This is a genomic window from Acutalibacter sp. LFL-21 (assembly GCF_025630755.1).
GTDB classification, from domain to species: domain Bacteria; phylum Bacillota; class Clostridia; order Oscillospirales; family Acutalibacteraceae; genus Acutalibacter; species Acutalibacter stercoravium.
Window position 1 is genome coordinate 93068 of sequence record NZ_JAOTNT010000004.1, and the last position, 26737, is coordinate 119804.

24 protein-coding genes and 2 tRNA genes are annotated in these 26737 nt (G+C 60.3%); 10 read left to right on the forward strand and 16 right to left on the reverse strand.

The features are described 5' to 3' along the window. Positions 1–33: 33 nt before the first annotated feature. The 7 genes from ODJ80_RS06040 to galE form a co-directional block, all read right to left on the reverse strand. Positions 34–435, reverse strand: a complete 402-nt coding sequence (locus ODJ80_RS06040; protein WP_178862634.1) for a YlbF family regulator — start codon at positions 433–435, stop codon at positions 34–36. Positions 436–537: 102 nt separating this feature from the next. Continuing rightward, positions 538–1947, reverse strand: coding sequence for a tRNA (N6-isopentenyl adenosine(37)-C2)-methylthiotransferase MiaB (gene miaB, locus ODJ80_RS06045; protein ID WP_263041346.1), 1410 nt, complete (start codon positions 1945–1947; stop codon positions 538–540). 275 nt (positions 1948–2222) lie between these two features. Beyond that, on the reverse strand, positions 2223–3461 hold the full coding sequence (locus ODJ80_RS06050; RefSeq protein WP_263041347.1) for a galactokinase: 1239 nt from the start codon (positions 3459–3461) through the stop codon (positions 2223–2225). 17 nt (positions 3462–3478) lie between these two features. Then, positions 3479–5467 (reverse strand): NAD-dependent DNA ligase LigA, encoded by a 1989-nt coding sequence (gene ligA / locus ODJ80_RS06055; protein ID WP_263041348.1) that lies wholly within the window; start codon positions 5465–5467, stop codon positions 3479–3481. Between the two features lie 13 nt (positions 5468–5480). After that, complete coding sequence (locus tag ODJ80_RS06060; protein WP_263041349.1) at positions 5481–6125, reverse strand: sporulation protein YunB; 645 nt, start codon at positions 6123–6125, stop codon at positions 5481–5483. Between the two features lie 59 nt (positions 6126–6184). Beyond that, the gene (locus ODJ80_RS06065) at positions 6185–6763 is read right to left on the reverse strand and encodes a Maf family protein (RefSeq protein ID WP_263041350.1); all 579 of its coding nucleotides are present in this window, start codon (positions 6761–6763) and stop codon (positions 6185–6187) included. Then, positions 6747–7763: a UDP-glucose 4-epimerase GalE gene (gene galE / locus ODJ80_RS06070; protein WP_263041351.1), complete on the reverse strand. Its 1017-nt coding sequence runs from the start codon at positions 7761–7763 to the stop codon at positions 6747–6749. The genes ODJ80_RS06065 and galE overlap by 17 nt, the downstream gene beginning before the upstream one ends. Before the next feature lie 190 nt (positions 7764–7953). On the opposite strand from galE, the gene ODJ80_RS06075 reads away from it, so the two are divergent. The 3 genes from ODJ80_RS06075 to ODJ80_RS06085 all read left to right on the forward strand — a co-directional run bounded on the left by ODJ80_RS06075 (position 7954) and on the right by ODJ80_RS06085 (position 8642). Continuing rightward, the gene (locus tag ODJ80_RS06075) at positions 7954–8370 is read left to right on the forward strand and encodes a putative ABC transporter permease (RefSeq protein WP_178862621.1); all 417 of its coding nucleotides are present in this window, start codon (positions 7954–7956) and stop codon (positions 8368–8370) included. A 43-nt stretch (positions 8371–8413) separates the two neighbouring features. Then, positions 8414–8502, forward strand: a tRNA-Ser gene (locus ODJ80_RS06080). Between the two features lie 50 nt (positions 8503–8552). Further along, positions 8553–8642: transfer RNA gene (locus ODJ80_RS06085), tRNA-Ser, on the forward strand. A gap of 322 nt (positions 8643–8964) precedes the next feature. Here the strand turns inward: ODJ80_RS06085 and ODJ80_RS06090 are convergent. The 7 genes from ODJ80_RS06090 to ODJ80_RS06120 form a co-directional block, all read right to left on the reverse strand. Further along, entirely contained in the window at positions 8965–9198 is a 234-nt protein-coding gene (locus ODJ80_RS06090; protein ID WP_263041352.1) for a hypothetical protein, read from the reverse strand. A 203-nt stretch (positions 9199–9401) separates the two neighbouring features. After that, complete coding sequence (locus tag ODJ80_RS06095; protein ID WP_263041353.1) at positions 9402–10736, reverse strand: sedoheptulokinase; 1335 nt, start codon at positions 10734–10736, stop codon at positions 9402–9404. A 130-nt stretch (positions 10737–10866) separates the two neighbouring features. Further along, positions 10867–12495, reverse strand: coding sequence for a chaperonin GroEL (gene groL, locus ODJ80_RS06100; RefSeq protein ID WP_178862615.1), 1629 nt, complete (start codon positions 12493–12495; stop codon positions 10867–10869). Positions 12496–12562: 67 nt separating this feature from the next. Next, positions 12563–12847, reverse strand: coding sequence for a co-chaperone GroES (locus ODJ80_RS06105; protein WP_178862613.1), 285 nt, complete (start codon positions 12845–12847; stop codon positions 12563–12565). A gap of 340 nt (positions 12848–13187) precedes the next feature. Further along, positions 13188–13622 (reverse strand): GNAT family N-acetyltransferase, encoded by a 435-nt coding sequence (locus ODJ80_RS06110; protein ID WP_263041354.1) that lies wholly within the window; start codon positions 13620–13622, stop codon positions 13188–13190. 70 nt (positions 13623–13692) lie between these two features. Next, positions 13693–14637: a transketolase family protein gene (locus ODJ80_RS06115; RefSeq protein WP_263041355.1), complete on the reverse strand. Its 945-nt coding sequence runs from the start codon at positions 14635–14637 to the stop codon at positions 13693–13695. Further along, positions 14630–15475, reverse strand: a complete 846-nt coding sequence (locus tag ODJ80_RS06120; protein WP_263041356.1) for a transketolase — start codon at positions 15473–15475, stop codon at positions 14630–14632. Before ODJ80_RS06120 ends, ODJ80_RS06115 begins: the two co-directional genes overlap by 8 nt. Before the next feature lie 154 nt (positions 15476–15629). Between ODJ80_RS06120 and ODJ80_RS06125 the strand changes: the two genes are divergently transcribed. Together ODJ80_RS06125 and ODJ80_RS06130 are read left to right on the forward strand one after the other, a co-directional pair. After that, positions 15630–15992, forward strand: coding sequence for an MmcQ/YjbR family DNA-binding protein (locus tag ODJ80_RS06125; RefSeq protein WP_263041357.1), 363 nt, complete (start codon positions 15630–15632; stop codon positions 15990–15992). Positions 15993–16087: 95 nt separating this feature from the next. Beyond that, positions 16088–16393, forward strand: coding sequence for a DUF3892 domain-containing protein (locus ODJ80_RS06130; RefSeq protein WP_178862603.1), 306 nt, complete (start codon positions 16088–16090; stop codon positions 16391–16393). 104 nt (positions 16394–16497) lie between these two features. Here ODJ80_RS06130 and nifJ read toward each other — a convergent pair whose 3' ends face one another. Beyond that, on the reverse strand, positions 16498–20052 hold the full coding sequence (gene nifJ, locus ODJ80_RS06135) for a pyruvate:ferredoxin (flavodoxin) oxidoreductase (protein ID WP_263041358.1): 3555 nt from the start codon (positions 20050–20052) through the stop codon (positions 16498–16500). Positions 20053–20304: 252 nt separating this feature from the next. Between nifJ and ODJ80_RS06140 the strand changes: the two genes are divergently transcribed. Together ODJ80_RS06140 and ODJ80_RS06145 are read left to right on the forward strand one after the other, a co-directional pair. Further along, on the forward strand, positions 20305–21654 hold the full coding sequence (locus ODJ80_RS06140) for a hemolysin family protein (RefSeq protein WP_263041359.1): 1350 nt from the start codon (positions 20305–20307) through the stop codon (positions 21652–21654). Then, on the forward strand, positions 21651–23051 hold the full coding sequence (locus ODJ80_RS06145) for an MATE family efflux transporter (protein WP_263041360.1): 1401 nt from the start codon (positions 21651–21653) through the stop codon (positions 23049–23051). Before ODJ80_RS06140 ends, ODJ80_RS06145 begins: the two co-directional genes overlap by 4 nt. 48 nt (positions 23052–23099) lie before the next feature. Here the strand turns inward: ODJ80_RS06145 and ODJ80_RS06150 are convergent, their stop codons facing one another. Beyond that, the gene (locus ODJ80_RS06150) at positions 23100–23270 is read right to left on the reverse strand and encodes a hypothetical protein (RefSeq protein WP_263041361.1); all 171 of its coding nucleotides are present in this window, start codon (positions 23268–23270) and stop codon (positions 23100–23102) included. An 88-nt stretch (positions 23271–23358) separates the two neighbouring features. Between ODJ80_RS06150 and ODJ80_RS06155 the strand changes: the two genes are divergently transcribed. The 3 genes from ODJ80_RS06155 to ODJ80_RS06165 all read left to right on the forward strand — a co-directional run bounded on the left by ODJ80_RS06155 (position 23359) and on the right by ODJ80_RS06165 (position 26695). Beyond that, a complete protein-coding gene (locus tag ODJ80_RS06155; protein WP_263041362.1) occupies positions 23359–24054 on the forward strand; it encodes a Crp/Fnr family transcriptional regulator in 696 nt (231 codons plus the stop codon). 333 nt (positions 24055–24387) lie between these two features. Beyond that, on the forward strand, positions 24388–25095 hold the full coding sequence (locus tag ODJ80_RS06160) for an ABC transporter ATP-binding protein (RefSeq protein WP_263041529.1): 708 nt from the start codon (positions 24388–24390) through the stop codon (positions 25093–25095). 4 nt (positions 25096–25099) lie between these two features. Then, a complete protein-coding gene (locus tag ODJ80_RS06165; RefSeq protein WP_263041363.1) occupies positions 25100–26695 on the forward strand; it encodes a putative ABC exporter domain-containing protein in 1596 nt (531 codons plus the stop codon). The last annotated feature ends 42 nt before the right edge of the window (positions 26696–26737 follow it).

Consider the following 26737-nt stretch of genomic DNA (forward strand, 5'->3'; position numbering starts at 1 on the left):
TTCCAGGGGGCGCGGGCCGTCCCCGTGTTTCTCTCAGTGGCAGCCGGCGCAGCTGGAGCAGTTGCCGCCGCAGGAGGACGCATCGCAGGTGGCGGGGTCCTCGCCCTCGGCGCACAAGCTGAGGATGCCAGTCATCTGCTGCAGCAGGGCATCAAACTCGTTTTTGGCGTCGTTATAGCGGAGCATGTGCTCGTTCTCCATGATCTTCTGATACACAGCCCGGAACTCGTCGTTCAGGCGGCGGAGGGTCTCCTCGTTGCGCTCCTCCTTCTGGGCCTCGTTGGAAATGGCCATGCGCTTTAAGTTGAACTCGCCAATAGCCTCCTGCAAAGCCTCGTCCTCGTCGCTGGCTTGGCGGGCCGCCATCATGGCGATGTAGCGCTCGTCGTTCTGCAGGGCCCGGCCCAGTTCTCTTGTCATTTCGATGATATCCATTGTAATTTCTCCTTATGAATTGAATTTGAACTTTCTTAAAATATTGCAAAAAGCCTTGCGGCCCCTTTTCCAAAAACCGTTGCGCCGGTGCGGGGTGAGGCGTCACTCCGCCAGCTCCCCCGAAAGCATCCAGCTGCGGGCGGCGGTGACTTTCACCTGGGCGTACTGGCCAATAAGCTCCTCCCCGCCGGGGAAGTCAATGACCACGCTGGAGGCCGTGCGGCCCGAAAGCAGGCCGGACTTTTCGTTTCGCTCCTCCACCAGCACCCGGTAGGTCTGGCCCACCATGGCGGCGCTGCGCTGGGCGGCGACCTCCTCCTGAACTTTTAACAGCTCCGCGAACCACTGGGTCTTCTCCTGGTGGGAGACGGGGTCCGGCATTTTGGCCGCTTTCGTCCCCTCCCGGGGGGAGTAGATGAAGGTGAACAAGGAAGTGAACTCCACCTCCCGGATCAGGGAGAGAGTGTCCTGAAACTCCTCGTAGGTCTCCCCAGGGAAACCCACGATCACGTCGGAGGTAAAGCTCACATCCGGCATGACGCTGCGGGCGTAGCGGATCAGCTCCAGATACTGTTCCCGGGTGTAGCGGCGGTTCATCTCCCGCAAGACCCGGTCGTTGCCGGACTGGAAGGGCAGGTGGATGTAATGGGGAATGTGCTGGCTGTGGGCCATGACGTCGAAAAGTTCTTTACTGGCGTCCTTGGGGTGGGAGGTCATAAACCGGATGCGGTAATCCCCAGGGATGGCGTCGATGCGGCGGAGAAGCTCCGCGAAGTTCACCGGCTCCTCCAATCCCTTGCCGTAGGAGTTGACGTTCTGGCCCAAAAGGGTGATCTCCTTGTAGCCGGCCTGGATGAGCTCCCGGCACTCGCTGACGATCTCCTCCGGGCGGCGGCTCTTCTCCCGGCCCCGCACATAGGGCACGATACAGTAAGAGCAGAAGTTGTCGCAGCCCAGCATCACCGTCACCCAAGCCCGGGAGGTGCCGTCCCGGCGGGTGGGGATGCCCTCCAGGACCTCTTCCCCCTCGTGGCCCCGCAGGAACACCCGCTTGGAATCGGTGAGGGTGGTGTAGAGCATCTCCGGCAGCCGGTGGATGACGTGGGTGCCGAAGACGATATTCACAAAGGGATAGCTCTTCTTAAAGCGCTCGGCCACGTGCTCCTGCTCCGTCATGCAGCCGCACACGGCGATGATGGTGGCGGGATGGCGGCGCTTGATGTTCTTCAGGGCCCCCACGTTGCCAAAGACCCGGTCTTGGGCGTGTTCCCGCACAGCGCAGGTGTTGAAGAGGATAAAATCCGCCTCCTCAGGGGAACCGGCGAATTCAAAGCCCATCTCGCTGAGTTGGCCCTTGATTTTCTCCCCGTCGGCCACATTCTGCTGGCAGCCGTAGGTGCGCACATAGGCCAGGGGCACCGGCCCCCGGGCCCGGACTTTCATCATCTCAGCCACATCGGCCATATAGAGTTTCTGCCGGGAAAGTTCTTCCTGGGCAAGCTGGTTTTCCAAGGGCCACACTCCTCATCCATAAATACAGGCTGTGTTCCCCTTGTCTTCCGGGCACAACCTGTAGGTAGTATAGCACAATTCGGGAAAAACCGCAAGGGAAAAGCCCTTCCTATCTTTGGCCGTGGGAAAAGAACAAGCCGCCGCCAGGGCCGGATTTACCGGCGGGCAGCGGCATTGCCGCTTGCCCTGGCAATCTGCACGTCCCGCAAAGGGATTTTCAGGCGCCAAAAAAGCCCCCGGCAAACCGGAGGCTCTTTCGTCTCAAAGCAGTTTTATCAAAACTCCACCTTAGTGCCGCCCGCCTGGCGGATGGACAAGGTGTAGCAGACGCCCTCGCCAAAGACTTTCTCCATGGCGGCACGGTACTCCTCCAGGCGCGCCAGGGGCACATAAGCCTGGATGGTCCCCGCGAAGCCGCCGCCGTGAACGCGCCAAGCGCCCTCTCCCTCCAGAAGCTTTTCCGTGAGGGCCAGGGCCAGGGTCAAACCCTGCTCCTGGGGGTCCACCACAGCGAAGACGTTTTGCAGCCGCTGGAAGGAGGAACGGCCGGAGGAGAGCACCATCCCCTTGAAAGCCTCAAAATCCCCGGCGCGGAGAGCTTGGGCCTCTTCCCAGGCCAGGCGGTCATCGTCGAAGAAGTGCATGGCCCGCAGCACGGCCCGGTCGCCGGTCTGCTTGCGGATGTCGCCGATATGTTCGTAGAACTCCTTCTCGTCCACTTCCCGCAGGAACTTCTTGCCGAAATAAGCGGCCACTTGCTTCATCTCCGCGGGAATGGCGGCGTACTCGCCGGTGAGGTTGGCGTGGTTGCCGCCGGTGTCCACCACGCAGAGAGCGTAGCCCTGGTCACTGATGTCGAAGTCCACCTTCTCGATGACGGGAGCCTCCGGGTCCTTGAAGTCGATGGAGGTGAAGCCGCCCACAGAGCTGGCCATCTGGTCCAGCAGGCCGGAGGGCTTGCCAAAGTACACGTTTTCCGCATACTGGGCGATCTTGGCCGCGGTGACCGGGTCGATCTGCCCATCGTTGTACAGGTGGCTGAGGATGGTGACGATCAGGACCTCAAAAGCGGCGGAGCTGGAGAGGCCGGAGCCTTTGAGAACCCGGGTCATGGTGAATGCCTCGAAGCCGCCAATCTTGTAACCCAGCTCCTTGCAGCGGGCGCACACGCCACGCAGCAGAGCGGCGGAGGTGCCCTCCTCCTCAGGATGGACGGACAGGTCGTTCAGGTCCACCATATCCAGCTTGGGGTATTCCGCAGACTTCAGCACAGCGATGCCGTTCTCTGTCTTGCGGGCATAGGCCGCGGCGTCCAGGTTCACCGCGGCGGCCAGCACCCGGCCGTGGTTGTGGTCGGTGTGGTTGCCGCCCACCTCGGTGCGGCCGGGGGCGCTGAAGTATTCGCCGCCTGCGTCGCTGCCGAACTGCTTGGCAAAGCCCTCCCGCAGGGCCTGGTAGCGGGGCCGCTGGGAGGCAGCCTCCTGCTGATACAATTCCTCGAATTTGCAGATCATATTCTTTCCGCCTTTCTCTACTCGCTTTTTATCATCTGGAGGAGCTCCTCCTCCGTGAGCACAGGGATTTCAAGCTGAAGGGCCTTCTCCAGCTTGCTGCCGGCCTCTTCCCCGGCCAGCACATAGCTTGTCTTTTTGGAAACGGAAGAGGTGACCTTACCCCCGTTTTCCTCGATGAGCCGGCTTGCCTCCTTCCGGCTCATGGTGGGCAGGGTGCCGGTGAGCACGAAGGTCTTGCCCGCCAACAAGGTGCCCTTGGCCTCCTGCTGCTGGGCGGCCATATTCACCCCCAGCTCCTTAAGGCGGGAGACCAGGGCCCGGGCGGACTCCTTCTGGAAGAAGGCTGCCACCTCTTGAGACATGATGCCCCCAAAGCCCTCGATCTGGGAGAGCTCTTCCTCCGGGGCGTTCTGGATGGCCTCCATGGTGGGGAAGGCCCCGCAGAGCACCTGGGCCGCCTTGGCCCCAATGTGGGGGATGCCCAGGGCATACACCAGCCGGTACAGGTCGTTCTGCTTGGAGCGCTCCACCGCGGCCACCAGGTTCTCGGCGCTCTTTTTGCCGAAGCGGTCCAGCTTTTCCAGCTGGGCCACCTGCAGGGTGTACAGGTCCGCCGGAGAGGCCACCATCCCCGCCTGGAGCAGCTGCTCTAAAATGGCGGGGCCCAGGCCGTCGATATCCATGGCGTCCCGGCTGGCAAAGTGGATGAGGTTGCGCAGCAGCTGGGCCGGGCACTGGGGGTTGGTGCAGCGGGTGGCCGCCTCCCCCTCCACCCGGGTGACCCGCTCCCCACAGGAGGGGCAGGTCTCCGGCAAGTGATAGGGCTGGGAGCCCTCAGGGTGGGAGAGCACCGCCACCACCTCAGGGATAATCTCCCCGGCCTTGCGCAGCACCACCCGGGAGCCCACACGGATGTCCTTCTCCGCGATGAAATCCTGGTTGTGGAGGGTGGCCCGGCTGACAGTGGTGCCCGCCAGGGTCACGGGCTCAAAACGGCCGGTGGGGGTAAGCACGCCGGTGCGGCCCACGTTCACCTCGATGTCCAGCAGGGTGGTCTCCTTCTCCTCTGGGGGATACTTAAAGGCCTCGGCCCACCGGGGGAACTTGGCGGTGCTGCCCAGCTCTTCCCGCTGGGCGAAGTCATTGACCTTGACAACAGCCCCGTCGATGGGGAAGTTGAACTCACCCCGCTTGTCCCCGATCTCCTGGATGAAGGAGAGGATCTCCTCCATATCCCCGGAGGTGCGGTACAGGGGCGGCACGGGAAAGCCCAGCTTCCCAAGCCACTTCAGGGACTCGTCGTGGCGGGAGAGGGCATGGCCCTCCACCTGCTGGACGTTGAAGACAAAGATGCTCAATTCCCGCTGGGCGGTGATCTTCGGGTCCTTCTGGCGCAGGGAGCCCGCCGCGGCGTTGCGGGGGTTTTTAAAGGGCTTCTCTTCCAGAAGCTCCTGCCGGGCGCAGAGGCGCTGGAAGCTCTGGTCGGACATGTACACCTCGCCCCGGACCTCCAAAAATGGGACGGGCTCCCGCAGAATCTTGGGCACGGAGCGGATGGTGCGGATGTTCTCCGTCACATCCTCGCCGGTGACGCCGTCCCCTCGGGTGGAACCCCGGACAAACAGGCCGTCCCGGTACTCCAGGGCCACGGAGAGCCCGTCGAACTTGGGCTCCGCCACATACTCCACGTCCCCCACGGCCTCCCGCACCCGGCGGTCGAAGTCCCGCAGTTCCTCCTGGGAGAAGGAATCGTGGAGGCTCTCCAGGGGCACCTGGTGGACCACCTCGGCAAAGGTGTTGTACACCGCCCCGCCAATTTTCTGCGTGGGGGAATCCTCCGTGACCAGTTCGGGATACTCCCCCTCCAAGGTCTCCAGCTGGCGGTAGAGCTGGTCATACTCAAAGTCGCTGATCTCCGGGTCGTCCTCCGTATAATATTTCCGGCTGTGGTAGCGGACCTGCTCCCGCAGCTCCGCCAGCCGGCGCTGTGCTTCTTGTTTTTCCATAGCTTCGTTCCTTCTATTGATTTTCCAAAAGGGCCATTTCCGGCACCTGTCCCACCAGCACCGTCTCTGCCAGCACGGTGGAGGTCTCCACCTGGGCCTGGGTTTGAAAGCGCTGGGACTGGGAATAGGCCTGCACTGTCACCGTCATAGTGACCCGGTGGCAGCTCTGGTTGATGCCAGCGGAGACAAACTCCGTGTGAAAGGACAGGTCCGCCGCGGCCTCCAGGTTCATGGACAGGGGCACGGGAAAGCCCCGGCCGTTGAGCAGGGCAATGCCCGTCAGGCTGCCCGCGGGAACCTCCACTGTCACGCTGCCGTTGAGGGTCTCCTCCAAGCGCTCCAGCACCTGCACCCGCAGGGCGTTCAATGCCGCGGCGTCGGTGTGGACGGCCAGGGGCGCCCCGGCTTCGTCACGCTCTACGATGACGAAAGCCTGCTCTTCTTCCAGCGCCTGGGCCACCGCCTGGTTTACGCAGGAGAGCACGTAGCCCCGGGCGGCCTCCTGGGTCAGCTCCTCCGAGATGGAGCCCAGGCCCCATTCGGAAAAGGACAGCCCCCCTGCCAGCAGGGCAGCCGCAAAGGCCAGCAGCGCTTTTCCCTTCCCCTTCCGTCTTCCTCCCCGGCGGCTCAGCCGCAGCCTATGTATCGTCCCGCTCATGGACTCACCTCCACCTTCCATCCTACGCGGGGAGGCATGTTCAGGTGCGGGCGGGGATATCAGCCCCCTAAGAGCTTATGTAGGCGGCGGATGGTCTCCGCCACGGGCAGGCCCACGATGTTGGGGTAATCCCCCTGGATGGACTGGACCAGCACCACGCCGATGCCTTCGATGCCGTAGGCTCCGGCCCGGCCCCGGGACTCCCCCAGGGCCACATACTCGGCGATCTCCTCCTCTGTCAGAGGGTAAAAGGTCACCCGGGTGACCTGGTGGAACAGGTCCATCCGGCCGTGAATCAGCAGGCACACCCCGGTGATGAGCTCGTGGGTGCGGCCGGAGAGGCGGCGCAAAGTGGCCTTGGCGGCCTCGTCATCCTTGGGCTTGCCCAAGATCAGGCCGTCGATGCTCACCACAGAGTCCGCGGCGATGATGGGCGCCTCCGGGCGGAGGGCCTGTACGGCCTGCCCCTTGCGCTGGGCCAGAGCCTCCACGGTCTGGGCGGGGGTGTAGTCCGGGGGAACGGTCTCGTCCACGCCGGAAACCACCACCTCGAAATCCAGGCCCGCCTGCTCCAACAGCATCTTCCGGCTGGGAGAGGCGGAGGCCAATATCAGTTTTCGTTCAATCTTCAAAGCCATTGGGATTCATCCTTTGCCAGCGCAGAGAGTCCGCGCACATGTCGTCTAAGGTCTTTTCCGCCTTCCAGCCCAGCTCCTCATAGGCCCTGGTGCAGTCGGCGTAGCAGGCCGGGATATCCCCGGGCCGGCGGGGGTCGATGACGTAGGGAATATCTTTGCCCGCCGCCTTGGAAAAGGCCTGGATCATCTCCAGCACGGAGTAGCCCTTTCCGGTGCCCAAATTGTAGATTTTGGTCCCGGCGAAGCCCTTTTCAAACAGGGGCAGCACAGCGGCGTGGCCCTGGGCCAGGTCCACCACATGGATATAATCCCGCACGCCAGTGCCGTCAGAGGTGGGATAGTCGCCGCCAAAGACGTGGACTTTCTCCCGCTTGCCCACCACGGTTTGGGTGATATAGGGCACCAAATTGTTGGGGATGCCGTTGGGGTCCTCCCCGATCTTGCCGCTCTCGTGGGCGCCCACCGGGTTGAAGTACCGCAGGAGCACCGGGTGGAACTCTGGGTCCGCGTGGGCGCAGTCGGTGAGGATGCGCTCGATCATCAGCTTAGTGGCGCCATAAGGGTTGGTGGTGGAGAGGGGAAAATCCTCCCGGATGGGCACAGAGGCGGGATTGCCGTACACGGTGGCGGAAGAGCTGAACACAAAGTTGCCCACGCCGAACTCCTTCATCACCTTAAGAAGCACCAGGGTGGACATCAGGTTGTTGTCGTAATATTTGAGAGGGATGGAGACAGACTCCCCCACGGCTTTCAGGCCGGCGAAATGGATGACCGCGTCGATCTTCTCTTTCTGAAAGACTTGGCGCAGATGTTCTTCATCCCGAAGGTCATATTGATAAAAGGCGGCTTTCCTGCCGGAAAGCTCCTGGATGCGCTGCACAGCCACGGGCTTGCTGTTGCAGAGGTTATCCACAATGACCACCTCATGGCCTTGCTGAAGCAGGACAATACAGGTGTGGCTGCCGATATATCCGGCGCCGCCGGTGACAAGGATCCTCATAAGCGAACACTCCTTCCCGATTTTCAGCTGGCGCCCTTTAAAGGGCGTGCCTGCCATTGTGACTATTATAAGGGAAAAGGGCCGGAAAATACAAGGCGTTTCCGAGATTTCCCACGGAAAGTGGAAATAAACCGCCCCAAGCGAGGCAATACTAGCAAACGCGCAATACTTTTCCAAGGGGGCATAGTTTATGTATACGGAAGCGCTTTTATTCCTGACGGGCAGCTGCCTGTATCCTGCACTGGAAATGGCCTGGCGGGGCAGGACGCACTCTTCCATGGCGCTGGCAGGAGGGCTGTGCCTGTGCCTGATCGACCGGGTTTGCTGCAGCCGTTTGAAGGACAGGGACATGCTCAGCCGGTGCACCGCGGGGGCGGGGGTGATTACAGGGGTTGAATTTGCTTTGGGAATTCTGCTTAACCGGGTGCTGGGCCTGCGCATCTGGGACTACTCGGAGGTGCCCCTGAACCTGCTGGGCCAGGTGTGCCTTCCCTACTCCCTTCTTTGGCTGGGCCTTTCCCTGCCGGCCATTGCGCTGTGCGAGCTGCTGCACGGCACAGAAACCCCTGAATTGGGAGACCGGATACTTCTGGAAAAAAACCGTTGACTTTTCCATGGGAATATGATATCATAAATCTCGCCTCAGAGATGGAGAGGTGTCCGAGTGGTTTAAGGAGCTAGTCTTGAAAACTAGTGATCCCGCAAGGGACCAAGAGTTCGAATCTCTTCCTCTCCGCCACCTGCCAGTTCTGCTACAAGCGGTTGATAGCGTTTTTCATATTTCACCATGGAGAAGTACCCAAGTGGTGAAGGGGCTCCCCTGCTAAGGGAGTAGGTCGGGAAACCGGCGCGAGGGTTCAAATCCCTCCTTCTCCGCCAGACTGAGCCTGGACGCAATTCGCGTTCCAGGCTCGGGTTTTCTTTTGCCTTTTCGCCCGCGTTTGTAGCGAGTATTTTTCTGAACAGTCAGACAAGTTAAAAGCTGCATTTTGAGAAATCAAAATGCAGCTTTTTCGTTGTTCACGGGGGTTCAAGGGAGATCTGTTTCCTGGCGGCTAAACAGGCCGGGCCCGGGCGCGTAAAACGCCCCGGGCCCGGTTTTTCTTCTCGCTTGATTCCCTGCGCTTCTAAGCGGCGCCGCCTCCCCCTGCAGCAGGAATTTCCAAGGCGTTATGCCATCACCGTCACAGGCAAAAGGGTGTCACTTATTCCGCAGGGACAGGGCCAAGAACACGGCCCCCACTGCCATACAGCCCACGCCCAGTCCCAGCGCCGTGCCGGAGGCAAAGTCCCGAAGGGGGTCTCCCCCGCCTCTCACCAAGGCAGCCAACAGGCAGCCCAAGAAAAACAGACCCAGCCCTGCCGCCCGCTGGGGATATTCTCTCAACCAGGCCAAAGCCTCCACTGCCAGCTGCCGGAAACCCTTCTCATCCATATCATGGCACCTCGCTCTCCGGGGCGCGAACCTGCGCCCCATCCTATGCGGCGCTGCACAAGACAAGCAGGGTTCCCCTTGCAGCGCCTTTCTTTTTTCAGCATAGCAAGGGTACAGGACACCCGCAAGCACAAGCGGGTAAAATCTCTGTAAAGAAAACGCAATGCGGTCCTTCGGCCTCTCTGCCTTCGGCACAGAGGAAGTCACTCAATTCCCAGCCGCTCCTTCAGGGACAGCCGTCCCGTGGCGCCCAGGGCGCTGAGTGCCGCCCCGAAGGCCGCCTCCTCCTGGGCCTCCACCAGGGAGAGGGGCATGGAAAAGGTCTCGGCCAAGGCGCGCTGAAGGCAGGGGTTCCGGCGCACCCCGTTGCCGGAGGCCACCAGATTCTGGGGCGGAAGCCCCGCCCCCGGTTTCATCACTTGATACAAGCCGTAAAGCTCCTGGGCCATGCCGTAGAGCACACCTGCGATAAAGCCGGCGGGATGGAGGTCTTCCCGGCGGAGGCCTTGGACAGAACCACTGGCGCTGGGATCCTCCCGGGTGCCGGAAAAGGCGGTACACACCTGCCAGGGACGGCTGGGCGCCTCCTTCAGCAGGCGGGCCATCACGTCATACTGGGGCTGGTCCGGGGCTCCGGCCGCCACGGCGTACTCTCGGAAAAAGCCCTCTAAGGCGGCGTAAGCGGCGCCCCCGCACAGGGTAGAGCCCACCAGCAGGCAAGAGCTGCCCAAGAAGGGGCGGGACTCGGCGCCCGGCGCTTGGAAAGGCCGCTCTGCGTACAGGGAGATCTGGGCCCCTGTACCCACATTGACCAACAGGGTCTGGCGGGCCCGGCGGACCGAGCCCAAAAAGCTGGCCTGGTTATCCCCCAGGGAGACGCTGACGGGCACGCCCCGGTACTCTCCCAGCAGGGAGAGCTCCCCCGTGACCGAGGGGAAAAGGGCGGGGTTCATCCCCACAGACCGGGCGATCTCCTCCTGAAAAGAGCGGGAGGCGCTGTCATAGAGGCCCAGGGCCGCCGCCTGGCTCTGGTGGAGCAAGGGGCGTTCCCGGCCGGTGAGGGCCATGCCCAGCCAGTCCGCCAGGGTGCAGAAGCTCTGGGCCCCCGGGGGCACCAGGCCCATTTTCAAGTTGTACAGATGGGTGCCCATCCCATAGCCCGGGGCGCAGCGGGCGCCCTTTTCCCCCAACAGCTGGCAGGCGCTTTTACCCTGGGACAGGGGAAGCCCTCCCCGGCCGTCCTGCCAGGTGTACAGCGGGCTGAGGGCATTACCCTCCCCGTCCACATAGAGGATGCCGTGCATTTGGCCTGTCAGGCCGATGGCGGCCACGTCCGGGCACTGGTCCAGAAGGCTGTCCAGGACCTGGCGCACCCGGAAGAGAACACTCTTCGGGTCCTGGGCCCGCTCCCAGGAATGGGGGCTTTCCAGAAATCCCCCCGTTTCCAAGGTCTCCTTTCCCCATACGGTCAGGCCGGGAAAAGAAACCACATTGACGCTGATGCTGGTGGTTCCCAAGTCGATGCCAATGCTCTTCACCGTTCACGCCCCCTTCTTTGGCTTTCATTATACCGGCCGGGGCAAGGGGCTGTCAAGGCGCGCAAAAAGGCCCCCAGCCTGCGCTGGAGACCTTTTCTTCACTCGATGTGTTTTCAGCCTTTGGGGCGCATCAATACATGCCGCCCATCTCGCCGCCAGCCGCAGGGGCAGCGGGAGCGGGCTCTTTGATATCGGCCACCAGGCTCTCGGTGGTCAAGATCGTAGCAGCCACAGAGGAGGCGTTCTGCAGGGCAGAGCGGGTCACCTTGGTGGGGTCCACAATGCCGGCCTCAATCATATCCTGGAACTCGCCGGTAAGGGCGTTGTAGCCGTAGCCAACCTTGCCGTCCTTCTTCAGCTGCTCCACAATGACGGAGCCCTCGATGCCAGCGTTGGCAGCGATCTGACGCACGGGCTCTTCCAGGGCCTTCAGCACGATGGAAGCGCCGGTCTTCTCGTCGCCCTCGGTGGAATCCACATAGGCCTTCACAGCGGGGATGGCGTCGATGAGAGCGGTGCCGCCGCCGGCCACAATGCCCTCTTCCACAGCGGCCTTGGTGGCAGCCAGAGCGTCCTCGATGCGGAGCTTCTTCTCCTTCATCTCAATCTCAGTGGCAGCACCAACCTTGATGACAGCCACACCGCCAGCCAGCTTGGCCAGGCGCTCCTGGAGCTTCTCCTTGTCAAACTCAGAGGTAGTGGTCTCGATCTGGGCGCGGATCTGGCTGACGCGGCTCTTGATGTCCTCAGAGTTGCCAGCGCCATCCACGATGATGGTGTTCTCCTTGTCCACCTTCACCTGGCGGGCACGGCCCAGCTGGGAGATCTGGGTGTCCTTCAGCTCCAGGCCCAGCTCCTCGCTGATGACCTGGCCGCCCGTCAGGGTGGCGATATCCACCAGCATCTCCTTGCGGCGGTCGCCAAAGCCGGGGGCCTTGACAGCCACACAGGTGAAGGTGCCGCGCAGCTTGTTCAGGATCAGGGTGGTCAGGGCCTCGCCCTCCACATCCTCGGCAATGATGAGCAGCTTCTTGCCGGACTGGACCACCTGCTCCAGCAGGGGGAGGATTTCCTGGATATTGGAGATCTTCTTATCAGTGATGAGGATATAGGGCTCATCCAGCTCGGCCACCATCTTGTCGGTATCCGTGGCCATATAGGGGGTGATGTAGCCCCGGTCGAACATCATGCCTTCCACGACCTCGCTGTAGGTCTCAGCGGTCTTGGACTCTTCCACGGTGATAACGCCGTCAGAGGTGACCTTTTCCATGGCGTCGGCAATCAGCTGGCCGATCTCGTCGCTGGAAGAGGAAACAGCCGCCACACGGGCGATATCCTTGGTGCCGGAAACCTGATGGGCGTTCTTCTCAATGGCGTCCACAGCGACCTTGGTGGCCTTCTGCACGCCGCCGCGGAGCACCATGGGATTGGCGCCGGCAGTGACGTTCTTCATGCCCTCGCGGACCAGGGCCTGGGCCAGCAGGGTGGCGGTGGTGGTGCCGTCGCCAGCCACATCGTTGGTCTTGGTGGCGACTTCCTTCACCAGCTGGGCGCCCATGTTCTCAAAGGGGTCCTCCAGCTCCACTTCCTTGGCGATGGTGACGCCGTCGTTGGTGATGAGGGGGGCGCCGAACTTCTTATCCAGCACCACATTGCGGCCCTTGGGCCCCAGAGTGATCTTTACGGTATCCGCCAGCTGGTTGACGCCGGAAAGCAGAGCCTTGCGGGCGTCCTCGCCATAGATGATTTTCTTAGCCATAGTATGTCAAATCCTTTCTTCTCTCAAATAAAAATCAGAAATCAAAAGAATGGGATAAACGCAATTTTTATTCCACAACGGCCAGCACGTCGCTCTGCCGGACGATGGTGTACTCCTCGCCATCCACCTTCACTTCTGTGCCGCTGTACTTGGCGCAGATGACCCGGTCGCCTTCCTTCAGGTACATCTTCACCTCTTTGCCATCTACCTCACCGCCAGGGCCCACAGCGATCACGCGGGCGATCTGGGGCTTCTCCTGGCTTTTGGCAGCCAGCACGATGCCGCTCTTCGTGGTTTCCTCTGCCTCTTCCGTCTGGATGAGCACTCTGTCAAAAAGGGGTTTGATCGTCATAACACAACACCTGGGCCTGATAGTATTCTGAGATTTGCGGCCCATTCCTTTCTCCCCGCCTCTATCTGATGTTTTCGCACTCTGCGGGGGAGAATGCTAAAACCGCTGGAATATTCAGCGAAAAAGGAAATGCTCTCGTGGTCCGCCAGGGGCCCTTCCCCCGATAGGAAGGATCTGGCGTCTCGGGAATTTAGCACTCTTTATTCCCGAGTGCTAAGACTATTGTAGCCACATGGTCAGTAAAAGTCAAGGGGCTTTTTTGAAAAAATTGACTTTTAACATTCTCTTCATAAATTTCAGCCTGCTCCCCGCAAAAAAAGGGCGGCAGAGGCCGTCCATTTTACAGGGGTTTCTTGAAGTTCCGCTGGAGCTTATTGCCCGTGTATCCCAGGTTTTGGTAAAAGGCATGGGCGCCTTTCCTGGCCTCTCCGGAGACAAGGCGCACTGCCACTGCCCCTTTGGAACGGGCCCAGGCTTCTCCGGCGGACAGGAGGGCCCTGCCCACCCCCTGGCGGCGCCAGGCACTGGAGACGGCGATCCCCAACACATTCACCATGTGGCCGGCATAGAGCACATCGTACTCTTCCAGGTGAAGGTAGCCCACCACCTCTCCCCCCCATTCCGCCACAAAAATTCTATGGGCAGGGTTTGCCAGGCATGCCTGCAGCTTAACAAAGGTCTTTTCCTGGGGATAATCGTAGCCCATTTCCTCCCGGTTTAGGCGGGTAATGGCGGAACAATCCGCCAAAGCCGCCTCTCGAATGATCCGTTCCATAAAGCGCTCCTTTCCGCCTTGCCTGCTGGAACAAAAAAGGCCGCCGCAAAGCGGCAGCCCCTTGCCGGACTTACTTGTCCAGAACCCTTTTTACAGTGGCTTCGATATTTTCCGCGGACAGGCCGAACTCCTTCAGCAGGTCCACAGCAGGGCCGGAATGGCCGAATGTGTCGTTGACGCCAATCTTGGTGACGGGAGTGGGATACACCTCGCTGAGGTAAGAGGCCACAGCCTCCCCCAGGCCGCCGATGACGTTGTGCTCCTCTGCCACCACAATGTGGCCAGTCTCCTTGGCGGCCTTCAGGACCAGCTCCTGGTCCAAGGGCTTGATGGTGTGGATGTCGATGACGCGGGCGTCAATACCGGCTTCCTCCAGGGACTTGGCGGCCTTGACAGCCTCCTGCACCAGCAGGCCGGTGGCGATGATGGTGATGTCCTTGCCGTCCCGCAGGGTAATGCCTTTTCCCAGCTCGAACCGGTAATCGTCGTTGTTGTGAACGCTCTCTACAGCCAGACGGCCCAAGCGGATGTACACCGGGCCCACATACGCAGCCGCAGCCTTAACGGCGGCCTGCATCTCATAGTGGTCGGCAGGGTTGAGCACCACCATGCCGGGAATGGAGCGCATAAGGGCAATATCCTCGCAGCACTGATGAGTGGCGCCGTCCTCCCCCACAGAGATGCCTGCATGGGAACCCACCACTTTTACGTTTAGATGGGGGTAGCCCACGGAGTTGCGCACCTGCTCGAAGGCGCGGCCCGCAGAAAACATGGCAAAAGAGGCCGCAAAGGGCACCTTGCCGCAGGTAGCCAAGCCGGCAGCAATGCCGATCATGTTGCACTCTGCGATGCCGCAGTCAATAAAGCGTTCGGGGTACTTCTTTTTGAAGATGCCGGTTTTGGTGGCCTCCGCCAGGTCGGCGTCCAGCACCACAATGTCGGGGTTCGTCTCAGCCAAGGCGGTGAGGGCTTCCCCAAAGCTCTCACGGGTGGCTTTTTTCACCATTTCAGCCATTCTGCAGCACCTCCAGATTCTCCTTGAGTTCCTTCATGGCCACTTCATATTCCTCTGCGTTGGGGGCCTTGCCATGCCAGCCCACCTGATTTTCCATGTAGGAAACACCCTTGCCCTTGGTAGTCTTGGCGATGATGGCAAAGGGCTTGCCCTTGCAGGCCCGGGCTGCGTCAAAAGCTTTCTCCAGCTCGTCAAAATCATTGCCATTCACGGTGATGGTCTCAAAGCCGAAAGCTTCAAATTTGGGTTCGAAGGGAGCGGGCCCCCCCACCTCTGCCACGGGGCCGTCGATCTGCAGGCCGTTGTAGTCCAAAATGACGCACAGGTTGTCCAGCTGATGGTGGCCCGCAAACATAGCAGCCTCCCACACCTGGCCCTCTTCGCTTTCGCCGTCGCCCAGCAGGGTGTAAACCCGGTAGTCTTTCTTGTCCAGCTTGCCGGCAAAGGCCATGCCCACCGCGGCGGAGATGCCCTGGCCCAGAGAGCCGGAGCTCATGTCCACACCGGGGGTGCCCTTCATATCCGGGTGGCCCTGAAGCATGGCGCCAATATGGCGGAGCTTTTGCAGCTCGCTGACATCAAAATAGCCCCGCTGCGCCAAAGTGGCATAAAGGCCCGGAGCGCAGTGGCCCTTGGAAAGCACAAAACGGTCCCGGTCCGGATTTTTGGGATTCTGGGGATCAATGTTCATTTCCTTAAAATAGAGATAGGTGAAGAGATCGGCCGCGGAGAGAGAGCCTCCCGGGTGGCCGGATTTGGCGTGGAACACGCCTTCGATGATGCCGAGGCGAACCTTCGCCGCGGTGACCTGAAGGTCTTTCCGTTCTTGAGCGTTCATGGCTTGTCACCATTCCTTTCCGCCGTATTCCTTGCAGTGCTCATACAGATACGATTGTATCCCATTTTGCAGAAAAAAGCAATCCTTAGTTTTCCCGGTTGCGGGGGAAGTTTTTCCGTGCTAGAATGGAGAAAACTTTGAGGAGGCGCCCACTGTGAATTATCCCTGGATCTTTGAAGAACTGGCCCAAAAGCCCGGCGCTGTCCGGGACTTTAAGGAGGAGTGGCAGTGGACCCGCTTCCAGGTGGGCGGCAAGCTGTTCGGCGCCATCTGCAAGGACGGGGCCGGGAACGACGCCCTGCTCACCCTGAAACTGCCGCCGGAGGAGAACTGCTTCCTGCGGGAACAGTACGAGGATATTCTCCCCGGCTACTATTGCAACAAGGAACACTGGAGCTCTATCAGGTTGGAAGGCAGCGTGCCGGACCACCTGGTGCGGGAGCTGATGGAAACCTCTTACCGGCTGGTGCTGGCAGGACTCTCCAAGAAAAAGCAGCGGGAAATCTTGGGGGAATAGAATTTTCCCGTATAACGGGGGCCTTGGGGTACAAAACTAGCTGTGAACCCCATTTGAAACGCCGCGCTACGCGCTAGGAAAGGAAGGTCCTCACCATGAAGGAACAGGCTGGACGCATTGGAAATCTGCCCGCCAACATCAACATTATGAACCCTGTCCCCAACAAGGACGCCAAAACCATCACAGGCCTCATCCGGAAAAACGGCAAGGTCTCTGGATATGAGCTCTCCGATGGCCGGGTGCTCTCCAAGCGGGAGGGCGTGGCCCTGGCCAAGCAGGGCGGCATCCGTGGCGTGGCCATCGCCAGCCGCAACGGCAGCGAGTACCTGCGCTCTCTGCCCGATGGCAGCGAAAGCAATAACCTGGGCGATCTGCCCACCGCTCCCGACGGGCTTCGCTGACACGCAGCCCGCCCCCACAGGCGCACAAAAAGCCCCTGGCCGGTTTCCCCGGTCAGGGGCTTTTGTATCGCGCTATTTAGAGACAGTCATCCAAAGAAGGACGATTACTCGGCCATCTTCTTCAGGCGCTCGTACTTCTCCACAGCGTACTTCTCGGCGTTGGCGAACAGCTTCTCGGCGCGGTCCGGGAAGGAACGGGTCAAGCTGTTGTAGCGCACTTCGCCCATGATGAAGTCGCGGTAGGAAGCGCTGGGAGCCTTGCTGTCCAGCTGGAAGGGGTTCTGGCCCTCGTCAGCGCGGCGGGGGTCAAACCGGAAGTTGTGCCAGTAGCCAGCGGCCACAGCCTTCTTCTCCTCCACCTGGGAGACGCCCATGCCGCCCTTGATGCCGTGGTTGATGCAGGGAGCGTAAGCCAGGATGATGGAGGGGCCATGGTAGCTCTCAGCCTCGGAGAAGGCCTTGATGCACTGGTTCATGTCGGCACCCATGGCCACCTGAGCCACGTAGACGTAGCCGTAGGTCATGGCGATGCCGGCCAGGTCCTTCTTCTTGGTGGCCTTACCGGTGGCAGCGAACTGCGCCACGGAGCCGCAAGGAGTGGACTTGGAAGCCTGGCCGCCGGTGTTGGAGTACACCTCGGTGTCGAAGACCAGGACGTTGATGTCCTCGCCGGAAGCGAGAGCATGGTCCAGGCCGCCGAAGCCGATATCGTAGGCCCAGCCGTCGCCGCCCAGAATCCACATGGACTTCTTGGCCAGGTAATCCTTATCCTTCAGAATCTGGGAAGCCAGAGTGCAGGCCTCGCAGGTGCAGCCTTCGATGACGCCAGCTTCCAGGGCAGCGATGTAATCCTTAGCGGGCTGGTCGTTGGCGGCGCGGTCGTTCATGGTATCCAGCCACTTCTGACCGGCTTCCTTGATTTCGGCAGTGGCGTAATCCACAGCAATCAGCTTCTCGGTCAACTCAGCCAGACGGCCGCGAACAGCGTTCTGAGCCAGGGCCATGCCCAGGCCGAACTCGGCGTTGTCCTCGAACAGGGAGTTCTCCCAAGCGGGACCATGGCCGGCCTTGTTCACGGTGTAAGGAGTGGCGGGAGCGGAACCGCCCCAGATGGAGGAGCAGCCGGTGGCGTTGGCAATGAACATCTTATCGCCGAACAGCTGGGTAGCCAGCTTGGCGTAAGGAGTCTCGCCGCAGCCGCCGCAAGCGCCGGAGAACTCGAGCAAGGGCTGCTTGAACTGGCTGCCCTTGACGGTGGTCTCCTTGAACTTAGCAGCCACTTCTTCCTTGGCAGGCAGGTTGATGCCATACTCAAACACGGCCTCCTGGTCACGCTGAGAGTCGATGGGGGCCATCTTCAGGGCCTTGTTCTTGGCGGGGCAGGTGGTCACGCAGGAGCCGCAGCCGGTGCAGTCCAGCGGAGAGATGACCATGGCGAAGTTCATGCCGGGGACACCGGTCATGGGCTTGGCCTTGGTGCCAGCGGGAGCGGCAGCCAGCTCCTCATCGGTCATAGCGATGGGACGGATGACCGCATGGGGACACACATAGGAACACTGGTTGCACTGGATGCAGTTGTCCACAATCCACTCGGGGACATCCACAGCCACGCCGCGCTTCTCGTAAGCAGCGGTGCCCTGGGGAGAGGTGCCGTCGGCGTAGTTCTCGAAAGTGGAGACAGGCAGGTCCTTGCCGTGGAAGGAGTTCACGGGGAACACCACGTTGTTGACGTAGTCCACCAGCTCGGGACGGTTGCCGGTAGCAACCTTCTTCTGAGAATCGTCCACAGCGTCCTTCCAGGAGGCGGGCACGTCCACCTTGACGTAGCCGGTAGCGCCGCGGTCGATGGCGTCGTGGTTCATCTTGACAATGGCGTCGCCCTTACGGCTGTAAGACTTGGTGGCGGCGTCCTTCATATACTTGATAGCATCCTCTTCGGGGATGATCTTGGCAATGGAGAAAAAGGCGGACTGGAGCACGGTGTTGGTGCGGGTGCCCAGGCCCAGCTCCTTGCCGATCTTAAAGGCGTCGATGGTGTAGAAGTTGATGTCATTGTCAGCAATGAACTTCTTCACCTTGCCGGGCAGGCGCTCGTCCAGCTCCTGGGCGTCCCAAGAGCAGTTCAGCAGGAAGCTGCCGCCCTTCTTCAGATCCTGGACCATGTCGTAGGTCTCCAGGTAAGCGGGGTTGGAGCAGGCCACGAAGTCCGCCTTGGAGATGTAATAGGTGGACTTGATGGGGGTGTGGCCAAAGCGCAGGTGGGAGATGGTCAGGCCGCCGGACTTCTTGGAGTCATAGTCAAAATAGCCCTGGGCGTACATGTCGGTGTGGTCGCCGATAATCTTGATGGAGTTCTTGTTGGCGCCCACGGTACCGTCGGAGCCCAGGCCCCAGAACTTACAAGAGGTGGTGCCGGCAGGAGCGGTATCGGGATCTTCGGTGGCATCCAAAGACAGATGGGTCACGTCGTCCACAATGCCGATGGTGAAGCGCTTCTTGGGCTCGTCCTTCTCCATGTTGCGGTACACGGCGATGATATCGCTGGGCTTGGTATCCTTGGAGCCCAGGCCGTAGCGGCCGGTGTACACGGGGCAGGTGGCAAACTGGGTGCCGTTGATGGCGGCCAGCACGTCCAGATACAGGGGCTCGCCGATGGAGCCGGGCTCCTTGGTGCGGTCCAGGACAGAGATCTTCTTCACGGTCTCGGGCAGCACGTCCAGCAGGTACTTGGCCACGAAGGGACGGTACAGATGGACCTTCACCAGGCCAACCTTTTCGCCGGCGGCGTTGAGGTAGTCGATGACTTCCTCGATGGTCTCGCAGGCGGAACCCATGGCGATGATGACCTTATCGGCATCGGGAGCGCCATAGTAGTTGAAGGGCTTATAGTCGGTGCCGATCTTCTCGTTGACCTTGTTCATGTAGTCAACAACAACCTCGGGCACGGCGTCGTAATACTTGTTGCAAGCCTCGCGGGCCTGGAAGAAGATATCGCCGTTCTGGGCCTGGCCGCGGAGCACAGGGTGCTCGGGGTTCAGGGCGCGGCGGCGGAACTCATTCACAGCGTCCCAATCCAGCAGGTCGCCCAGATCCTCGTAATCCCAAACCTGGATCTTCTGGATCTCGTGAGAGGTGCGGAAACCGTCGAAGAAATGGAGGAAGGGTACACGGCCCTTGATCGCGGAGAGATGGGCTACAGCGCCCAGATCCATGACCTCTTGAGGGGAATTGGCGCACAGCATCGCGTAGCCGGTCTGACGGCAGGCATACACGTCGGAGTGGTCGCCAAAGATGTTCAGGGCATGGGTGGCCACCGTACGGGCGGAGACGTGGATAACGCTGGGCAGCAGCTCGCCGGCCATCTTGTACATGTTGGGGATCATCAGCAGCAGGCCCTGAGAGGCGGTGTAGGTGGTGGTAAGGGCACCGGCCGCCAGAGAGCCGTGCACAGCGCCGGCGGCGCCAGCCTCAGACTGCATCTCGGTGACGCGGACCTCTCTGCCGAACAGGTTCTTGCGGCCTGCGGCGGCATATTTGTCGGTCTCGTCCGCCATCACGGAAGAGGGCGTGATGGGGTAGATGGCGGCAACGTCGGTAAACGCATAGGAAACATGCGCGGCTGCGCTGTTGCCATCCATGGTTTTCATTTTTCTTGCCATGAAATATTTTCCTCCTTTTAGGATGATCGGAAACGGATATGACGGGCTTCTCCACATGTGCTGCCGATAGTCCCGTGCTGTTTTATTCTACCATTTTTTTCACGCCCTGTAAAGGCATAAAAGGCGGGATTCGAGAACTTTTTGACAAACTCCTCCCTTCTGATTTGACAGACAAGGCCCTTTCCGGTACAATAGAAAATAAAAAACGCCGGGCCCCGCCCGGCGGCACTTGCGAAAGGGGTTTAATTTCTCATGTCACCCGATCCGGACGGTTTATTCATTCTCACCGCCGCCCTCACCCTGCTGTGCCTTGCGGCCGCCTCCATTTACGCCGCAGGTGAAGCGGCCGTGGACTTTCTCTCTCAGGCGCAAATTAAAAAGGAGGCTGAGGAGGGGGACGCCCACGCCAAAAAGCTTTTAAAACTGACTGACTGGCAGAAAGCTGCTGTCTCTCCCCTGCAGACTGGTATGCTGCTCTTTGGCCTGCTGGGGCTGGGGCTTTTCCTTTACACCTTTGGAGGGCTGGCAGAGGGGCTGCTCTCCCCTATCGCCCACGAAGGGGGCCGGGGACTGCTGGCGTATTTTCTCCTCTCCATCCTCTACTTTCTGGTCTTTTTCCTTTTCGGAGACCTGCTCCCCAAAAAGAGCGCCCGGCACAACGCCCGCGCCTTTGCCCAGCGCTTTGTAGGGCTGCTGTGCTTTTTGCAGGCGGTGGCTTTTCCTTTCTTAAAGCTCTGCGCGCTGATTGTCAACGGCATTCTGCGGCTGTGCCGCATTGATCCCCACATTCTGGATGACCCCGTCACGGAGGAGGAGATCCTGCAGATGGTGGGAGAAGGCGAGGAAAAGGGCGTAATTGAGGAAACCGAGCGGGATATGATCACCAACATCCTGGACTTTAAGGATACCACCGCGGAGGAAACCATGACCCACCGCACGGACATTGTGGCTGTGGAGGACGATGCCTCCATTTCCCAAGTGGTGGAGGCCGCCGTGGAGAACGGCTGCTCCCGCATTCCGGTGTACCACGAAGACCTGGATACGGTGGTGGGCATCTGCTACATCAAGGACCTGCTGCCCTATGTGGGCCGGGAAATGCCAGAGTTCATCAAGATTACGGACCTGATGCGGCCCGCCTATTTTGTGCCGGAGACGAAACGGTGCAGCCAGCTCTTCACGGAGATGACAGAGCGCAAGGTGCAGATTGCCATTGTGCTGGACGAATATGGCGGCACCGCGGGGCTGATCACCCTGGAGGACCTGGTGGAGGACATTGTGGGCAACATTCAGGATGAATATGACCACGAGGAGGAGGAAATCCACCGGATGAGCGAGACGGAGTTCACCGTGGACGGGACCGCCTCCATTGATGAGGTATCGGACATGACGGGCGCCGACCTGCCCGAAGGGGATTATGACACCATTGCGGGCCTGGTGACCGAGCGGCTGGGCCGCCTGCCCAAGGCGGGGGAACATCCCCAGGTGAAAGAGGCGGGGCTGACCATCACCGTGCTAGAGGTGGAAGAGCAGCGCATTGCCCGGCTGCTGTTGGTGAAGGACCCCGAACAGGAAAAGGGAAAAGAGGAATCGGAGAACAAATGAGCCAGCCACAGACAACTGAGGACACAAGCCGGGAGAACCTTCTGGGCACCGCCCCGATTGGGAGGCTGCTGTTTTCCTTGGCGGTGCCCGCTATCACCGCCCAGGTGGTGAATATGCTGTATAATATTGTGGACCGCATTTACATCGGCCACATTCCAGAGATTGGCACAGCAGCCCTTACCGGCGTGGGCATCACCTTCCCCATCATCACCCTGATCAGCGCGTTCAGCTCGTTGATCGCCATGGGCGGAGCGCCCCGGGCCTCCATTGCTATGGGCGCCCACCACAAAGACCGCGCCGAGCGCATAATGGGGAACTGCTTGACCGCTCTCCTGGCAATTTCCGTGGTTTTGACGGCGGTGTTCCTCCTTTTTCAAGAGCCTGTCCTCTGGGCCTTCGGCGCCAGTGAGAACACCATTGGGTACGCCATGGACTACATGGGCATCTATGTGTGCGGCACGGTGTTTGTGCAGGTCTCTCTGGGGATGAATATGTTTATTACCTCCCAGGGTTTTGCCAAAACCAGCATGCTGACCGTTATTATCGGAGCGGTGCTGAACATTGCTTTGGACCCCCTATTTATCTTTGCCTTTGGCATGGGGGTGCGGGGCGCGGCCATTGCCACGGTGCTCTCTCAAGCTGTTTCGGCGGTATGGGTGATGCTCTTTTTAACCGGAAAGCGCACCACCCTGAAGCTTCGCCCTCAATGCATGGCAATCCATTGGCGCATTCTGCTGCCCGTGCTGGCGCTGGGGGTCTCCCCTTTCATTATGCAGAGCACAGAGAGCCTTCTCAGCGTGGTGCTGAACACCTCTCTGCTGAAGTATGGCGGGGATGTGGCCGTGGGCGCCTATACGGTGATTGCCAGCATCATGCAGGTGATCAACCTGCCCTTGCAGGGGTTAACCCAGGGCGCCCAACCCATCACCAGCTTTAACTACGGGGCCCGGAACATGGAGCGGGTGCGCAAGTCCATCCGCTTGCTGCTGACCTGCACCCTGACCTATAGCTGCCTGTTCTGGCTGGCCATCATGCTTATCCCCCAAGTATTCGTGGGCATCTTCACCAGCGACCCGGAGCTGACGGAAACCGCCGTGTGGGCGGCGCGCATCTTCCTGTTTGGGGTGTTTTCCTTTGGGGCCCAGGTGGGGTTCCAGCAGAGCTTTTTGGCCTTGGGGCAGGCCAAAGCCTCCCTGCTGCTGGCGCTGCTGCGAAAAATCGTGCTGCTCATCCCCCTGATCTACATATTCCCCCTTTTCTTTGGCGACAAGCTGCTCGGCGTCTTTGCGGCGGAACCGGTGGCGGACTTACTGGCAGCGGCCACCACCACAGTGACGTTCCTGCTGTGGGCCAGAAAGAGCCTGGGGGACAAAAAAGCCGCCCCAAAGGCTTTGTAATCCTTCTGAAAAGCCAAAGGCCGCGGCATTGCCGCGGCCTTTCCTGTCTCAGGGCTGCCTGTCAGGAGCGTGCTCTCCCAGCAGGTTGGTGCAATAGCGCATCAAGTCCTCCTTTGTATTCAGATCGGCAGCGCTCTGCATCAGCTGCTCTTGCAAAGCGGGAGGCAGGGAATTAAAATATTGTTTGGCTTCCATGTCCATTTTGCTGGGCTCCGGCATGCGGGGTCCCTCCTTTTCTGGGTTCTGCGCTTTAGGATGTCCCCGGACGGGGAAAATATTCCCACATTTTGTGAAAGGAGACGTTTCCATGGAAAAGCTGTCCAATTTGCCCCTCTTTGCAGGGATGGAAGAAGCAGGGTGCCAGCAGATGCTGGAGTGCTTTCACACCGGCCCGCGGTCCTTCCGGGCTGGAGAGACCGCTTACACCTATGGGGGCAGCAGCGGCCGGATGCTGGGCATCCTCCAATCGGGCTGCGCGGCCCTTGTGAAAATCGACGCGGACGGCGGCAGGACCGTGCTGGAAAGGCTGGGGCCCGGCGGCGTGTTCGGGGAGCTTATCGCCTTTGCCAGCCTGCCCTGCGACAGCGTGACCGTAGTGTGCGAAGCGGACTGCGTAATTGTTTTCCTGCCCCAAGCGCAGCTTGCCTCCTGTGGAAAGTCCTGTGCCTGCCACAGGCAGCTGCTGGAAAACCTGCTCTCCCTGATTTCGCAAAAGGCCTTTGCCCTGAGCGAGCGGGTGGAGGTGCTCTCCTGCCGGAGCACCCGGGAGAAGCTGCTGTGCTACTTCCGCATCCGCGCTGGGGAGGAAAAAAGCCTGTCCTTTTCCCTGCCCTTTACTCTGAGCGCCCTGGCAGAGTATCTGTGCGTGGACCGCAGCGCCATGATGCGGGAACTGAAAAAGCTGCGGGAGGAAGGGTTTCTGGAAGTCAGCGGGAAGCAGGTGCGGTTTCTTTCGGACCAGCCTTTCGGAAAGGCGGACCTGTGCGCGGCCAGCTGGAAATAAGGCAAAAAGGGGGATGGGCACGGCCACCCTCTTTTTCTTTCCAACCGTATTTCCTGCAAGACTATTAGCCTTTCCTTGCACCCTAAAAAGCGCGGGAGCAACGGGTTTACAGGCTCTGTTAAGATTTTCTGTCGAAAATCTTAAGAAACCCGCTAGCGGGTTGCCAGGGACTTGGAAATCAAGTACAATATTCCCGCCCTCACCCATGGCAGGGACGCAGACGCAACCCTATCCTGCAGCAGCTGGCATGGGGCAGGCAAAAAAACAAACAGCCCCGCTGCTTTCACGGGGGCTCGAATTGACAGCCCAGACACTGGGCAGGAGGGAATGAACATGTTATCCATCAGCGGCGTGACGAAACGCTATGGCAAGACCTTGGCCAACGACAACATCAGCTTTGCCGTAGGCGACGGGCAGATCGGCATTTTGCTGGGGCCCAACGGGGCAGGCAAATCCACCATCATCAAGTGCATCACCGGGCTGCTGCGTTTTACCGGGCGCATTGAGATCAACGGCTATGAAAACACCTCTTTGGAAGCCAAGGCGCAATTAGGGTATATTCCTGAAATGCCCGCAGTATATGACTTGCTCACCGTGGAGGAGCACTTGGAATTCATCCGCCGGGCCTACAAGGTGGAGGACGAGGCCTACACCAACCAGCTGCTGGAGCGCCTGGAACTGGACGACAAGCGGAACAAGCTGGGCAAGGAGCTCTCCAAGGGCATGCAGCAGAAGCTCTCCATTTGCTGCGCCCTGTGCCACAAACCCCGGGTGGTGATCTTTGACGAGCCCTTGGTGGGCCTGGACCCCCACGCCATCAAGGAGCTGAAGGAGATTTTCCGGGAGCTGAAGGCCAGCGGTGCCTCTGTGCTGATTTCCACCCACATGATCGACAGCGTGGAGGATTACTGGGATGTGGCCAACATCATGATGAACGGCCGCTTCGCCGCCACCAAGCTCAACGACGGCAGCGAGGGTCAGACTCTGGAGGAACTGTTCTTTGCGATTACAGAGGGGGCGCCCGCCCCTGTGGAGGGCTGACGCCATGAAAAGCCCTCTTGTATACTTGACCGCCACAAAGTTGAAAAACCAGCTGATTGCCGTGGTGAAAAGCCCTGCAAAGCTGATCTACGCTGTAATTTTAGTGGCGCTGTTTGCCCTTACCGCCTTTTCCGGCAGCGCCTATGACCTGGAAGAACTGCGCAATCCCCAGGAGCTGACCGCCATTATGGTGCTGTTTTACACCATGATGTTCCTGATGGTGTTCGCTTCGGGGAGCAGTTCTTCCAACTCCCCTATGTTCACCTTATCCGATGTGACGCTGCTGTTCCCCGCGCCCATGAGCTCCAATAAGATCTTGGTCTACGGGCTGGTTCGCCAGCTGGGGCTTTCCCTGGTGCTGGGCTTCTTCATCCTGTTCCAGTACTCCTGGATGCACGGGGCCTACGGCATAGGCCCCGCCGGGCTGGTGTTGATCATCGTAGGCTATGCCATCACGCTGTTTTTCGCCCAGCTGGCCTCTATGGCCTCCTATGTGCGCACCAGCGGCATGGAACGGGCCGGAAAAATTGTGAGGTACTGCGTGTTTGGCGCGGCGGCCTTGTACGGCGTGTGGGCGGTGCTCTTCTGCCGGGAGGACCTGCTGGCCCTGTCAAACGGCGGCAGCTACGGGCCGCTGCTGGAAAAGGGCGCGGCGTTCTTTGCCACTATCCCCGGCATTCTGTTCCCGGTCTCTGGCTGGGCCGCCGGGCTGGTCAGCGGCATTTTCGCCGGAAACTGGCTGCTGGTTGGCCTTTCCGTGGGGCTGCTGGCGGCCCTGTTTGCCCTGCTGCTGGGGCTTATCCTCACCTGCAAAAACAACTACTACGAGGATGTGCTCTCTACTGCGGAAACCGCCCAGTCCGCCATCACTGCCCAGAAGGAGGGCCAGCTCAACGAGGTGGTGCCCAAGAACGTGAAGGTGGGCAAAACCGGCCTGGGCAAGGGCTGGGGCGCCTCTGCCATCTACTACAAGCACCGGGTGGAAAACCGCCGCAGCGGGGTGTTCCTCTTCTCCAACATGTCCCTTATTTTCATGGCGGTGATTATCGGCTGCTCCTTCTTCATGCGGGACGCGGGGCTGGTGGGCATCTTTGCCTTTGCCACCTACATGCAGCTGTTCAGCGTGGCCCTGGGCCGGTTTAACCGGGAGCTGATTAAGCCCTACATCTACCTCATCCCCGAGCCGCCCCTGAAAAAGCTGTTGTACGCCATCAAGGAGAGCCTGCTCTCCGACACATGGGAAGCTATCCTGATCTTCTTGGTGGTGGGCGTGATTGTGGGCGCCTCTCCCCTGGAGATTGTCTGCTGCATGGTGGCCCGGGTCAGCTTTGCCCTGCTGTTCACCGCCGGCAACGTGTGTGTGGAGCGGGTGTTCGGCATGGTGCGTTCCAAGACGCTGATTTTCCTGTTCTACTTCCTGGTGCTGCTGCTCATGGCCATTCCGGGCATTGCGGCCTGCGTGGTGTGCTCCATCCTGTTCCCCGTCTGTGGGGCGGCCGCCGGGCTGCTGGGTATGGCAGTAATCAACGCGGCCATTGCCGTGCTGGTGCTGTGGCTGTGCAGGAATTTGCTGCAGTACGCGGAATTGAACAGCCGGTAAAACCGGTTACATACGAAACACCCTCCCGCCAGACACGGGAGG